The organism is Curvibacter sp. CHRR-16 (assembly GCF_018474005.1).
Classification (GTDB): Bacteria; Pseudomonadota; Gammaproteobacteria; order Burkholderiales; family Burkholderiaceae_C; genus Allorhodoferax.
This window is the reverse complement of the sequence record NZ_JAHCSH010000001.1, coordinates 239,345-252,445: the sequence shown is the minus strand read 5'-3', so window position 1 is coordinate 252,445 and position 13,101 is coordinate 239,345. Positions and strand designations below refer to the sequence as shown.

14 protein-coding genes are annotated in these 13,101 nt (G+C 60.3%); 9 read left to right on the top strand and 5 right to left on the bottom strand.

What is annotated here, in order from left to right:
- Window positions 1–30: 30 nt before the first annotated feature.
- The 9 genes from KIK84_RS01230 (at window position 31) to KIK84_RS01190 (ending at window position 8,540) form a co-directional block, all read left to right on the top strand.
- Window positions 31–1,044 carry a sialic acid TRAP transporter substrate-binding protein SiaP gene (locus KIK84_RS01230; protein ID WP_214121163.1) on the top strand — a complete coding sequence of 338 codons (1,014 nt, stop codon included), beginning with the start codon at window positions 31–33 and terminating at the stop codon, window positions 1,042–1,044.
- Window positions 1,045–1,053: 9 nt separating this feature from the next.
- The gene (locus KIK84_RS01225; RefSeq protein WP_214121162.1) at window positions 1,054–1,530 is read left to right on the top strand and encodes a TRAP transporter small permease; all 477 of its coding nucleotides are present in this window, start codon (window positions 1,054–1,056) and stop codon (window positions 1,528–1,530) included.
- Window positions 1,527–2,825, top strand: a complete 1,299-nt coding sequence (locus KIK84_RS01220) for a TRAP transporter large permease (protein ID WP_214121161.1) — start codon at window positions 1,527–1,529, stop codon at window positions 2,823–2,825. Before KIK84_RS01225 ends, KIK84_RS01220 begins: the two co-directional genes overlap by 4 nt.
- Before the next feature lie 144 nt (window positions 2,826–2,969).
- On the top strand, window positions 2,970–3,536 hold the full coding sequence (locus tag KIK84_RS01215) for a MarR family winged helix-turn-helix transcriptional regulator (RefSeq protein ID WP_250207666.1): 567 nt from the start codon (window positions 2,970–2,972) through the stop codon (window positions 3,534–3,536).
- A 23-nt stretch (window positions 3,537–3,559) separates the two neighbouring features.
- Window positions 3,560–5,065 (top strand): efflux transporter outer membrane subunit, encoded by a 1,506-nt coding sequence (locus tag KIK84_RS01210; protein ID WP_214121160.1) that lies wholly within the window; start codon window positions 3,560–3,562, stop codon window positions 5,063–5,065.
- A gap of 30 nt (window positions 5,066–5,095) precedes the next feature.
- A complete protein-coding gene (locus tag KIK84_RS01205; RefSeq protein WP_214121159.1) occupies window positions 5,096–6,307 on the top strand; it encodes an HlyD family secretion protein in 1,212 nt (403 codons plus the stop codon).
- A 16-nt stretch (window positions 6,308–6,323) separates the two neighbouring features.
- Window positions 6,324–7,886 carry a DHA2 family efflux MFS transporter permease subunit gene (locus tag KIK84_RS01200; protein ID WP_214121158.1) on the top strand — a complete coding sequence of 521 codons (1,563 nt, stop codon included), beginning with the start codon at window positions 6,324–6,326 and terminating at the stop codon, window positions 7,884–7,886.
- Between the two features lie 23 nt (window positions 7,887–7,909).
- Window positions 7,910–8,221: a type II toxin-antitoxin system RelE/ParE family toxin gene (locus KIK84_RS01195; RefSeq protein WP_250207665.1), complete on the top strand. Its 312-nt coding sequence runs from the start codon at window positions 7,910–7,912 to the stop codon at window positions 8,219–8,221.
- Window positions 8,202–8,540: an XRE family transcriptional regulator gene (locus KIK84_RS01190; RefSeq protein WP_250207664.1), complete on the top strand. Its 339-nt coding sequence runs from the start codon at window positions 8,202–8,204 to the stop codon at window positions 8,538–8,540. Before KIK84_RS01195 ends, KIK84_RS01190 begins: the two co-directional genes overlap by 20 nt.
- Window positions 8,541–8,562: 22 nt before the next feature.
- On the opposite strand, the gene KIK84_RS01185 is transcribed toward KIK84_RS01190, so the two are convergent.
- The 5 genes from KIK84_RS01185 to ilvD all read right to left on the bottom strand — a co-directional run bounded on the left by KIK84_RS01185 (window position 8,563) and on the right by ilvD (window position 12,943).
- The gene (locus KIK84_RS01185) at window positions 8,563–8,955 is read right to left on the bottom strand and encodes a VOC family protein (RefSeq protein ID WP_214121156.1); all 393 of its coding nucleotides are present in this window, start codon (window positions 8,953–8,955) and stop codon (window positions 8,563–8,565) included.
- Between the two features lie 243 nt (window positions 8,956–9,198).
- A complete protein-coding gene (locus KIK84_RS01180) occupies window positions 9,199–9,654 on the bottom strand; it encodes a hypothetical protein (RefSeq protein ID WP_214121155.1) in 456 nt (151 codons plus the stop codon).
- Window positions 9,655–9,667: 13 nt separating this feature from the next.
- Entirely contained in the window at window positions 9,668–10,306 is a 639-nt protein-coding gene (locus KIK84_RS01175) for a CoA transferase subunit B (protein WP_214121154.1), read from the bottom strand.
- 2 nt (window positions 10,307–10,308) lie between these two features.
- Window positions 10,309–11,016: a CoA transferase subunit A gene (locus KIK84_RS01170; protein WP_214121153.1), complete on the bottom strand. Its 708-nt coding sequence runs from the start codon at window positions 11,014–11,016 to the stop codon at window positions 10,309–10,311.
- Between the two features lie 67 nt (window positions 11,017–11,083).
- Window positions 11,084–12,943 (bottom strand): dihydroxy-acid dehydratase, encoded by a 1,860-nt coding sequence (gene ilvD, locus KIK84_RS01165; protein WP_214121152.1) that lies wholly within the window; start codon window positions 12,941–12,943, stop codon window positions 11,084–11,086.
- Window positions 12,944–13,101: the final 158 nt, after the last annotated feature.

Genomic DNA, 13,101 nt, shown 5'->3' with positions numbered 1-13,101 from the left:
CCAACACACACAAAACGAGGAGACACCACCATGAGCCAATACAACCTTTCCAAGCTCAAGCGCCGCACAGCTCTGGGTCTGGCCGCCGCTGCATTGGGCGCAACGACTCTGCGCGCCAAGGCACAGAACAAAACCGTGCTGCGCATTTCTACGCCTGCCGTGCCCGACGACTGGCACGCCAAGATGTGGACGGTGTTCAAAGAACAGCTAGAGAAAACCGCTCCGGGCGAGTTCGATGTGCAAATCAACCTCAACGCCACCTTGTTCAAGCAAGGCACTGAACCCGCCGCCATGGCCCGGGGCAATTTGGAGTTGTCCAGCATCTCGGCCTTTGACATCGCCAAGCTGGTGCCCGAGTTCTCCATATTCACCGCAGGCTATGTGGTGCGTGACCCTGAGCAACAGCAAAAAATCTTCCGCGGCCCCATTGGGGCGGAGTTGTTCAAGCTAGTATCGGAAAAAATGGACGTCACGCCACTGGCCACCGTCTATCTGGGCACGCGCCAAGTGAACCTGCGCGAAGCGCGCAGCGTGAAAACCCCGGCCGACCTCAAAGGCGTGAAGCTGCGCATGCCCGGCTCCAAAGAGTGGTTATTCCTGGGCGAAGCACTGGGAGCCACGGCCACGCCACTGGCCTTTGGCGAGGTCTACATGGGCCTGAAAACCGGCACCATCGACGGCCAAGACAACCCCCTGCCCTCGGTCAAGGCGGCCAAGTTTTACGAGGTGACCAAGCAAATCGTGCTGACCAACCACTTGGTCGATGGCATCTTCATCAGCATCTCCAACAAGAGCTTCAACGCGCTAAGCGCCGCGCAAAAGCAAAAGGTGATGGACGCAGCCCAAGCCGCTGCGGCCTACAACAATGAGAACCGCATCAAAGAAGAAAGCCAACTGGTGGACTTCTTCAAGCAGCAAGGCCTGCAGGTGACTGCGCCCGATGCGAATGCGTTCCGCACCGCTGTGCAAACCGCGTACCAAAACTCCGAGTACGCCAAGGTCTGGCCCAAGGGGCTGCTCGATCGCATCAACGCCACCAAGTAAGACCCGCTTATGCACAAGCTCAAACAAACCGCCAACTGGGTTGGCGGAGGACTCTTTTTGCTGCTGTTTGGCGTGTTTCTCATCCAAATCGGAGCCCGTTTTGGTCTGAACAAACCCCTGCCATGGACAGATGAAGCAGCGGTCATTTTGTACGTATGGGTCATTTTGTGGGCTTGTGCGGTGATGGTGCCCGAGCGCGAGCACGTGGTGTTTGACCTGCTGTGGAACAGCGTGCCGCGCCCGGTGCGCCTGGGCATGCGCATAGTGGGCAATATGCTCATTGGCGGTTTGGCCTTGGTGGCCATTCCTGCCAGTTGGGACTATGTGCGCTTCATGGCGCGTGAGGGCACGCCCGTGCTGGGCCTGCCCTTCATGTGGGTGTTCATGCCCTTTGTGCTGCTGCTGGTGGCCTTGGTGGTGCGCAGCGCGTGGGCCATTGGGCAGGCCGTGCGCGGCCACGGTTTGGAAGCGGAGTTGCGACTATGAGCACAGCCATCATCGTTTTGTGCATCGTGCTGGTAGCAGGCATGTTGCTGCGCATGCCCATTGGCTTTTCCATGCTGGCAGCAGGTGCTGCCTACTTGCTCACCAAAGGCCAAGACATGGGTCTGATGGCCGAACAAGTGGGCAACGGCCTGTACAACAGCTATGTGCTGCTGGCCGTACCGCTGTTTGTGTTTGCCGCCAACATCATGAATGCGGGCACGGTCAGCGAGCGCTTGTTTGACTTTTGCCGCATTCTGGTGGGGCGCATGCGCGGCGGGCTGGCGCAGGTGGACATCATGGTCAGCGTCATCTTCTCGGGCATGAGCGGCAGCGCCATTGCCGATGCAGCAGGCCCGGGCTTGGTGACCATTCGCCAAATGCTCAAAAAGCCCGAATACACCCGTGGCTTTGCCGGCGCGGTGGTGGTGGCCAGCTCCACCTTGGGCCCCATGATTCCGCCGTCCATTCCCATGGTTATTTATGCCTTGGTGTCAGGGGCCTCGGTGGGCGCGCTGTTCTTGGGCGGGGTGCTGCCGGGTTTGCTCATGGCGGCACTCATGATGGGCGTGGTGCACATCATTGCCGTCAAGCGCAACATGCCCCAAGACGACCCCGTGCCGCGCCACGAATGGCCGGGGCTGATACTGCGCGGCGCTCTGCCCTTGTCCATGCCTTTGGTGCTGCTGGGGGGTATTTACTCCGGTGCCTTTACCCCCACCGAAGCCGCAGCCGTGGCCGCCTTGCATTCATTGGTGCTGGCCGCCGTGGTGTTTCGGGCGCTGAGCTGGCGCAGCTTTTGGGGCGTGGTGCTCGAATCGGCCCGCGCCAGCGCCGTCATCACCATCATCCTGGCTGGCTCCTTCATGCTGAACTACGCCTTTACCGCTGAAGGTGTGCCCCAAGCCATGGCACAGTGGGTGGACTCCATGCACCTGAACCGCTGGCAGTTCTTGCTACTGACCAATGTGCTGTTTTTGGTGCTGGGCTGCTTTTTGGACGTGTCGGTGCTGCTGCTGGTGTTTGTGCCCATGCTGCTGCCTGCAGCCAAGCTGCTGGGCGTGGACTTGGTGCACTTTGGCGTGCTGGTGGTGCTCAATATGATGATTGGCCTCATCCACCCCCCCTTTGGCATGCTGCTGTTTGTCACCAAAGCGCTCACTGGCATCCCCATTGGCGAGATGATGAAAGAAGGCTGGCCCTTTCTCGTCATGCTGCTCTTGCTGCTGCTGGCCATGACCTTCTTCCCCCAAATCGTGCTCTGGCTGCCCCAAACCATGGGCTATACCACCGGATAGCCACCAGCGGCACAGTCCGCCAGCCCCACACCAGCCGCGCTCAGCTTGTCTGGGCGTTTTTTTGGTCACTACTTGCCTCACCAAAAATAGCCAAAGCAATTACAGCCTCGGCATTATTTGCCTAGGCAATATACAATCAACAACATGACCGATCTATCCACGCCAAACAATACAGCCCCCGCCCGCGGCACAGCGCCCTTGGTGTCCGCTTCGTTCTACGAACCGGAAAACTACCGCCCCGCCGAGAGCATTGGCTACCTCATGAAGCACATCTTGGGCTTGGCACGTGATGAGATAGACCGCCAACTGGCCCCCAAAGACCTGACCAATGCCCAGTGGGACCCGCTGTTCAAGCTCTACAACGGCCACGCCAACACGGTGGCCGAGTTAGCACGCCACTGCAGCTTGGACGCTGGGGCCATGACCCGCATGCTCGACCGCTTGGAAGCCAAAAACCTGTGCCAACGCCAGCGCTCTGAAGTAGACCGCCGCGTGGTGAACTTGGTGCTCACCCCCGAAGGCCAAGAAGCCGCCGCCGCCATTCCAGACGCCCTGTGCCACACCATGAACAGCTTGCTGGCTGGCTTTGATGCCCAAGAGTTCGCCGCCCTCACGAGCTACCTGCAGCGCATCTTGGTCAACGCCAAAGCGCTGCAAGACCGCGCAGCAGCGCAGACACCTGCAAGCAGCAAGACAGGCCCGCAAGCCTAGTCCCCAGACATTCCGAGACCACTATGCTCCAGACCGCCCCCACCACACAGAACCTGGCCCTGCAGGCAGCCCCATCGCGCAGCCTGTGGCGTACAAGCCAAAGCCTGCTCACCATCACCGCGCTGGCTGCCTTGACTGCCTGCGCCAGCTTCACCCATGTGGAGCAAAAGGCCACGCTGGCCCCCGCCCCTAACCTGTCGGACAAAGCGCTGGCCAGTGACAACGCCGCCGCCAACGCCCAGTGGTGGACGGTATATGGCGATGCCCAGTTGAGCCAATTGGTCACCCAAGCATTGGCCAACAACCCCAACCTGCGCGTAGCACAAGCCCGCTTGGTCAAGGTGCAAACCGCTGTCGATAGCGCCAACACCCTGAACAAGCCCCAGATCACTGGCTCGGTAGACGCCACCCACCAGCGCTACACCAAAAACGGGTTGATACCCGCCCCCTTGGCCGGCACCGAGCGTGACACCGGCACCGTGCAAGCCAGTGCTAGCTGGGAGCTAGACCTGTTTGGCAAAAACCGCGCCGCGCTGGAAGCCGCCATCGGCCAAAGCCGCGCCATGGAGGCCGATACCGCTAGCGCCCGCTTGCTGCTGGCCAGCAACGTGGCCCGCAACTACATGCAATGGGTGCGCGTGCAGCGCCAACTGCAAGTGGCCCAGCGCACGCTGGAGCAACGCCAGCAACTGCTGCAACTGGTGCAAGACCGGGTACAAGCCGGGCTAGACACCCAGCTGGAACTGCAGCAAGCCCAAAGCGGCCTGCCCGAGGCGCGTTACCAAATCGAAGTGCTGCAAGAGCAAGCCGATTTGCTGCGCAACGCCCTGACTGCACTGACTGGACAAAAAACGGCTGTAGAGCTTGATACACAAGCTTCACTAGCTACAAAAACTATAGCAAACACCTCGCTAGCCAGCATTGATCAACTGCCACTGGACTTGCTGGGCCGCCGCCCCGACATCGTGGCAGCGCGCTGGCGCGTGGAAGCGGCCAGCCACGACGTGAGCAATGCCAAAACCTTGTTCTACCCCAACATCAACCTGACCGCCTTTGCGGGCTATTCGAGCTTGGGGTTTGACAAAGTGTTTGACAACAACAGCCAGCAGTGGGGCTATGGCCCGGCGATTCGTCTGCCCTTGTTTGAAGGCGGTCGCCTGCGCGCCAACCTCAAAGGCAAAGCAGCGGATTTGGATGCCGCCATCGAAACCTACAACGGCTTGGTGTTAGATGCGGTGCGCGACGTGGCCGACCAGCTCACTTCGGCCCAATCGCTGCAGCGCCAGCAAGCCGAGCAAGCCCAAGCCCAAAAAGCCGCCGAAGCCGCCTACACCGTGGCCGTGCAGCGCTACGAAGCAGGCTTGGGCAATTACCTGCAAGTGCTCAACGCCGAAAGCGCCGTGCTCACCCAACGCCGCTTGGCCGTTGACCTGCATGCACGCCAAACCGATACCGAGTTGCAGCTCATCCGCGCGCTGGGCGGTGGCTACCAAGCCAGCGCTCTTCCTGCCACGCAAGACAACTCCTGAACACCCACCGCAGCGAACGAGTAAACGACCATGAACACCCCAGTTACCCCTGCCACTTCTACCCCCACCAAAAGCAAGCGCAAACAAATCCTGACCGTGCTGGCCATCGTCTCCGCACTGGGTCTGGCCTACGGTGGCTACCACTGGTACGGCGAGCGCGCGACCGAAGAAACCGACAACGCCTACGTGCAAGGCAACCTGATCCAGATTACCCCCCAAGTGAGCGGCACGGTCACGGCCATCTTGGCCGATGACACCGACTACGTGAAAGCCGGCCAAGCCTTGGTGCAACTGGACACGGCCGACGCCAAAGTCGCGCTGGACACGGCAGAAGCCAACCTGGCCCAAGCCGTGCGCCAAGTGCGCAACCTCTACGCCAACAACGACACGCTGGCCGCCCAAGTCTCGGTGCGCGAGACCGACATTGCCCGCGCCCAAACCGAAATCGCCCGCGCCAGCGACGACCTCAAGCGCCGCGAAGCACTGGCCAGCAAAGGCGCCGTGTCGCAAGAGGAGCTGAACCACGCCAAATCGCAACTGCTGGCGGCGCAAAACGCGCTGGCCGCTGCCCAAGCCGGGGTGGTCAACGCCAAAGAACAACTCAGCAGCAACCAAAGCTTGACCTCTGGCACCCACGTGGACAACCACCCCAGCGTGCTGGCTGCTGCCGCCAAAGTGCGCGAGGCCTACCTGAACCTGCACCGTGCCACTTTGCAAGCCCCGGCGGACGGCTACGTCGCCAAGCGCACCGTGCAAATCGGCCAGCGCGTGCAAGCCGGTGCCCCGCTCATGAACGTGATCCCGCTGCAGCAACTGTGGGTGGACGCCAACTTCAAGGAAGTGCAGCTGCGCAGCATCCGCATCGGCCAGCCCGTGCTACTGACAGCTGACCTGTACGGCAAGCGCATGGAGTACCACGGCAAGGTGGCTGGCATGGGCATGGGCACGGGCGCAGCCTTCTCGCTGCTGCCTGCGCAAAATGCCACGGGCAACTGGATCAAGGTGGTGCAGCGCGTGCCCGTGCGCGTGGAACTAGACCCCGCTGAACTGGCCCAACACCCCTTGCGCATTGGCCTGTCCATGGACGCCAAGGTGGATGTAGCCGACCAAAGCGGCAAGATGCTGGCCGATGCCCCAAGCAGCAGCCCTGTAGCGCAAACCACCATCTTTACCGCGCTGGAAGACCAAGCCAATGCCGAAGTGAAGCGCGTCATCGCCCAAAACGCGGGCGCACGCCCATAAACACCAGGCCCCCACCATGAGCCAACCCTCCTTCACACCCCACGCACCGCTGCTGGGCTCGGCCCGCGTGTGGGGCACGCTGGCCTTGTCCGCTGCCACGTTCATGAACGTGCTGGACTCGTCGATTGCCAACGTATCCCTGCCCGCCATAGCTGGCGATATGGGCGTGAGCCCCAACCAAGGCACATGGGTCATCACCAGCTTTGGCGTGGCCAACGCCGTGGCCGTGCCACTGACTGGCTGGCTGTCGCAACGCTTTGGGCAGGTGCGCTTATTCATGACCAGCGTGCTGCTGTTTGTGCTGGCATCGTGGCTGTGCGGTCTGGCACCCAACATGAGCGTGCTGATTGCCGCCCGCGCCCTGCAAGGCTTTGTGGCCGGGCCCATGATTCCGCTCTCCCAAGCACTGCTGCTCTCCAGCTACCCACCGGCCTTGGCAGGCTTGGCCATGGCCATGTGGTCCATGACCACACTGGTCGCCCCCGTTATGGGGCCTCTGCTGGGCGGCTGGATCACCGACAACATGACTTGGCCGTGGATCTTCTACATCAACATCCCCGTCGGTTTGGCTGCTGCCGGAGCCACTTGGATGCTCTACCACCAGCGCGAAACACCCACCCGCAAGCTGCCCATCGACAGCATTGGCTTGGCGCTCCTGGTGGTGTGGGTATCGGCCCTGCAAATCATGCTGGACAAAGGCAAAGAGCTGGACTGGTTCGACTCGCCCGAAATCGTGGCCTACGCCATCGTGGCCGCCATTGGCTTTGCCTTCTTCTTGGCGTGGGAGCTGACCGACGACCACCCCGTGGTAGACCTGTCCTTGTTCAAACGCCGCAACTTCTGGGCCGGTGCGCTGGCCACTGCGGTGGGCTATGGCCTGTTCTTTGGCAACGTGGTGGTGCTGCCCCTGTGGCTGCAGCAGTTCATGGGCTACACCGCCACGCAGGCGGGCATGGTCATGGCGCCTGTGGGCTTGCTGGCCATCGTGTTCTCGCCCATCGTGGGCAAGAACGTGGGCAAGTTCGACCCGCGCTGGTTCGCCACCTTCTCGTTTTTGGTGTTTGCACTCGTGCTGTGGCTGCGCTCGCGCTTTAACACACAGGCCGACTTTGACACCATCATGATCCCCACCTTCATCCAAGGCGTGGCCATGGCCTTCTTCTTCATCCCGCTCATGACGCTCACGCTCTCGGGCATCACGCCAGAGCGCATACCGTCGGCATCTGGGGTGTCCAACTTCATGCGCATCACCGCAGGGGCCATGGGCACGTCGCTGGCCACCACCATTTGGGAAGACCGCGCCAAACTGCACCACACCCAACTGGTGGAATCCATCAACGCGGGCAGCAACACGGCAGTGCAAACCCTCTCGGGCTTGGGCAGCAGCGGACTGGACACCACCCAAGCACTGTCGCAAGTGAACCGACTCGTGGACCAGCAGTCCTTCATGCTCTCCACCAGCGAGCTGTTCTTTGTCTCCTCCTTGCTGTTCTTGGCACTCATCCCACTGGTGTGGCTCACCAAACCCAAACGCAGCGGTGGTGCTGGCGCACAGGATGCGGCGGCGGGGGCGCATTGAAAGAGGACTTACAAGACGAACTGTTGGCACACGCGCGATTGCTAGCGGAATTTGGCCCCAACTTAGGGCGTCCTACCGTGGATACGCTCAAGGGTTCACGCCACACCAACATGAAAGAGCTGCGTTTTGCGTGGAATGGGCAGGTTTGGCGCGTGGCGTTTGCTTTTGACCCACAACGACAGGCCATTCTTTTGGTTGGGGGAGACAAAGGCGGCACAGACCAACGCCGTTTTTATAAACGCTTGATCCATATCGCCGATGAGCGCTATGACGAGCATCTGGGCCAACAGCCCGCGCACAGCAAGGAGTCACACAATGGCAAGAAAACTCGATGACATCATGGCCGCACTGCCCCCAAAGCGGCAGGAGCAGATAGCAGCGCGTGCCATGGAGTTGGCCACCCTCAAAGACCTGCGCTTGGCAGCCCAACAAACCCAAGAGCAACTGGCCGCCACCCTGGGAGTAGGCCAAGACACCATCTCGCGCCTAGAAAAGCGCAGCGACATGCTGCTCTCTACCTTGCGCCACTATGTGGAGAGCATGGGCGGCAAGCTAGAACTGGTGGCACAGTTCCCGAACCGACCACCCGTGGTGATCCAGCACCTAGGAATGGCTGAAGACAAGGCTGCACACAAGAGCGGCGCAAGGGTTTAGTTAGTCGGTGGGTGTTACAAGGCTATGGTGCGTGGTGACACGCCACGCATAGCTTGTTGCCATCGGGATCGCGAAAGTAGGCCCCGTAGTAGTGGGCGTGGTACTGGGGCCGTAAACCGGGTTGGCCTTCACACACACCACCGTGGGCCAATGCCAAGGCATGGACTTGATCGACTTGCTGGCGCGAGCTGGCAAGGAATGCCACCATCTGCCCGTTGCCCGGGTGGTGCGGTTGCTGGTTGAACGGACGACCAATTAGAAACAATGGCCGAGGCTCGGGTGAAGATTGCCAGCCAGCCCAAGGCTGATCGTCCTCCAAGAAACGAAACTGTATGCCCAGCGCGTCGAGCACAGGCTTGTAAAAAGCCATGGCCCGCTCGAAGTCACTGACGCCCACCATGATGTGTGAAAACACGCAATTACTCCTTGTCGACAACCCAAGCACGCAACTTTTCAGTGATGTAGCGCGCGATTGAAAACGTCAATACAAACGGAATAATGCCCCATAGGCCCGAAATTCCAATACCCATCGGAATGGCATCCAGAGCATGCTCGGACATCTGTGCCAAGGCAGAGGTAAAAAGAAACACCCAGCAACCGCACCCGCAAAAAAAGATTGAGGACGACTGCAGCAAACCGTGTAAATGGGTCAAACCCCTCACCGTCCCCGCCCGTTGTTCACCGACCAAGGGATGTTGTTGGGGTTGTTCACTTCCAGCGGTTTGGCCTTGGTAAACAGGGCTTGCCAGAAGAAACCGCTTTGGAAGGCGATGACGTCAAACAGCACGTAGCTTTGCGAGGTGCTGGCCAGCCACAGGGTGTACACGGGGTAAAACACAATGGGCGAGACCAGCAGCGGCAGCACGATGCGCCCCACCTGCATGTACTCCAGCCCCAAGCCCATGTTGAACAAATCCCAGTAGTAGTTGGCAAACATGCCCAGCAGCATCCAACAGGCCAAATGCCACACAAACACGATGACGTGGTTGCGCACCAGCATGGCTATCCAGGGGGCGGGGTTGTCATCGGCGTTGACGATGACCACGAGCAAAGCGCCCGTCGCCAAGAACAACACAACAAACAGGAAGATGAGGAATTTGAGGGCTTTGGACATGGGTGAAAAGCACTTACAGCAATGGCACGCCAGTTTTGGATTGAATGTGTTCGCGGGTCACGTCAGGGGCCAGCTCCACCAGCTTGAGACCTTGGGGGGTGACGTCCATGACGCCCAAGTCGGTGATGATGCGATCGACCACACCCACGCCCGTCAGGGGCAAGGTGCATTGGGGGACGATCTTGAGGTCTTCGCTGCCGTCTTTCTTTTTGGCCACATGCTCCATGAGCACGATGACGCGCTTGACGCCAGCCACCAAATCCATGGCACCGCCCATGCCTTTGACCATCTTGCCCGGAATCATCCAGTTGGCCAGATCGCCATTGGCAGTCACTTGCATGGCCCCCAAAATGGACAGGTTGATCTTGCCGCCCCGAATCATGGCAAAGCTCTCGTGGCTACCAAAAATGGACGAACCTTTGATGGTGGTGACGGTTTGCTTGCCGGCATTGATGAGGTCGGCGTCCACTTGGTCTTCGGTGGGAAAAGGACCTATGCCCAGCATGCCGTTTTCGGACTGCAGCCACACTTCTTTGTCGTCAGGCACATGGTTGGCCACCAGCGTGGGGATACCGATACCGAGGTTGACATAAAAACCGTCTTCCAACTCTTGGGCTGCGCGGGCAGCCATTTGGTCTTGGTTCCAGGGCATGGTCAGGCTCCTTCCTTGGCGGTGATGGTGCGTTTTTCGATGCGCTTTTCAGGGTGGGGGTTGTGCACGATGCGGTGCACGTAGATGCCGGGCAGGTGCACGCTATCGGGGGGCATGTCGCCGGTTTCCACAATCTCTTCCACTTCCACTACCGTGACCTTGCCCGCCATGGCCACGGCGGGGTTGAAGTTGCGGGCGGTGTAGCGGAACTGCAGGTTGCCGGACTTGTCGGCGCGATAGGCTTTGACCAAGGCGACGTCAGGCACCAAGGCGCGCTCCATGACGTAGGTTTCGCCGTCAAACTCGCGCAGCTCTTTGCCATCGGCCACGATGGTGCCCACACCCGTTTTGGTGAAAAAGGCTGGAATGCCAGCGCCGCCTGCGCGCAACTTTTCGGCCAGCGTGCCTTGAGGGGTGAATTCCAGCTCCAGTTCGCCTGCCAAGTACTGGCGCTCGAACTCTTTGTTCTCGCCCACGTAGCTGGAGATCATTTTCTTGATCTGCCGCGTCTCTAGCAGCTTACCCAAACCAAAGCCGTCCACGCCAGCGTTGTTGGAAATAACGGTCAGGCCTTGCACACCGCTGTCTTTGAGCGCGTCGATCAAGGCCTCGGGGATGCCGCACAGGCCAAAGCCCCCCACGGCCAACAACTGGTTGTCGCGCACCAACCCCTGCAGGGCCAGCGCTGCGCTGGGATACACCTTGTTCACAACAGTCCTCCTTCTCCGCCTGCGGCGGCCATGGGTAAAACGAAAACAAAAACGCGAAAGACCAGCCTTAATCCTCCAGCATACGCAAGTCGCGTACCGCGCCTTTGTCGGCCGAGGTAGCGAGCAAGGCGTAGGCCTTGAGCGCAGCCGACACTTTGCGGGGGCGTGGTTGGGCAGGCTTCCAGCCCTTGGCATCTTGGGCAGCGCGGCGGCGGGCCAACTCGTCCTCGCTCACCAGCACGTTGATGCTGCGGTTGGGGATGTCGATGCGGATGCGGTCGCCGTTTTGTACCAAACCAATCGCACCGCCCGCTGCCGCTTCGGGCGAGCAATGGCCGATGGACAAGCCCGAGGTACCGCCGGAGAAACGGCCATCGGTCAGCAATGCGCAGGCTTTGCCCAAGCCCTTGGACTTGATGTAGCTGGTCGGGTAGAGCATTTCCTGCATGCCAGGGCCGCCCTTGGGGCCTTCGTAGCGCACCACCACCACGTCGCCCGCTTTGACCTTGTCAGCCAAGATGTTGGCCACGGCTTCGTCTTGCGACTCGGTGACGTGGGCGGTGCCTTCAAACACCAGCAGCGAGTCATCCACGCCGGCGGTTTTGACCACGCAACCGTCTAGGGCGATGTTGCCGTACAGCACGGCCAAGCCGCCCTCTTTGGAGAAAGCATTGTCAAACGAGCGGATGCAGCCGCCTACGCGGTCGGTATCCAAACTGGGCCAGCGGGTGCTTTGGCTAAAGGCCACTTGGGTGGGAATGCCTGCGGGGCCTGCTTTGTAGAACTCTTGCACGGCAGCCGAGGGCTGGCGCATCACGTCCCACTGCTCCAGCGCCTGGCCCAGCGTGGGGGTGTGCACGGTGGGCACATCGGTGTGCAGTTTGCCAGCGCGGGCCAACTCGCCCAAGATGCCGTAAATACCGCCTGCGCGGTGCACGTCTTCGATGTGGTACTTGTTGGTGTTGGGCGCAACCTTGCACAGTTGGGGCACCACGCGCGAGAGGCGATCAATGTCCTTCATGGTGAAGTCGATCCCCGCCTCTTGCGCAATGGCCAGAATGTGCAAGATGGTGTTGGTGGAGCCGCCCATGGCGATGTCCAGCGTCATGGCGTTTTCAAATGCCTTAAAGCCCATGGAGCGGGGCAGCACGGTTTCATCTTCTTGCTCGTAGTAGCGCTGGCACAGTTCCACCACCAAGCGACCTGCCCGCTTGAAGAGTTGCTCGCGGTCGGCGTGGGTGGCCACCACCGTGCCATTGCCCGGCAGCGAGAGGCCCAGCGCCTCGGTCAAGCAATTCATGGAGTTGGCGGTGAACATGCCCGAGCAGCTACCGCAGGTGGGGCAAGCGCTGCGCTCGACTTCGGCCACGGTAGCGTCATCCACCTTGCTATCGGCGGCCATCACCATGGCGTCGATCAGGTCGAGCTTCTTGATTTCAATGGTTTGCGTACCGGGCACGGCCAGCTTGGCCTTGCCCGCTTCCATGGGGCCACCGGAGACAAACACCACGGGGATGTTCAGGCGCATCGCGGCCATCAGCATGCCGGGGGTGATCTTGTCGCAGTTGGAGATGCACACCATGGCGTCGGCGCAGTGCGCGCCCACCATGTACTCCACCGAATCGGCAATGATGTCGCGGCTGGGCAGCGAATAGAGCATGCCGTCGTGGCCCATGGCAATGCCATCGTCCACGGCGATGGTATTGAACTCTTTGGCCACACCGCCCGCGGCTTCAATCTCGCGTGCCACCAGTTGGCCCAAATCCTTCAGGTGCACGTGACCCGGCACGAACTGGGTGAAGCTGTTGACCACCGCAATGATGGGCTTGCTGAAATCAGCATCCTTCATGCCAGTGGCACGCCACAGAGAGCGCGCACCAGCCATATTGCGACCAGCGGTGGAGGTTTTGGAACGGTAAGCAGGCATGGGTGTGGAAAGAATGAGGGGTGAAAAACGTCTAAAGCAAGCGTGATTCTAGGCGCGTGCTCCGGCGCGCTCTGCAGAAAGGCATTTTCATCCGCCTTTTGTAATAAAAATAGCCGCTAGAGCTTGATAGACAAGCTGTAGCAGCTATTAATTTGATA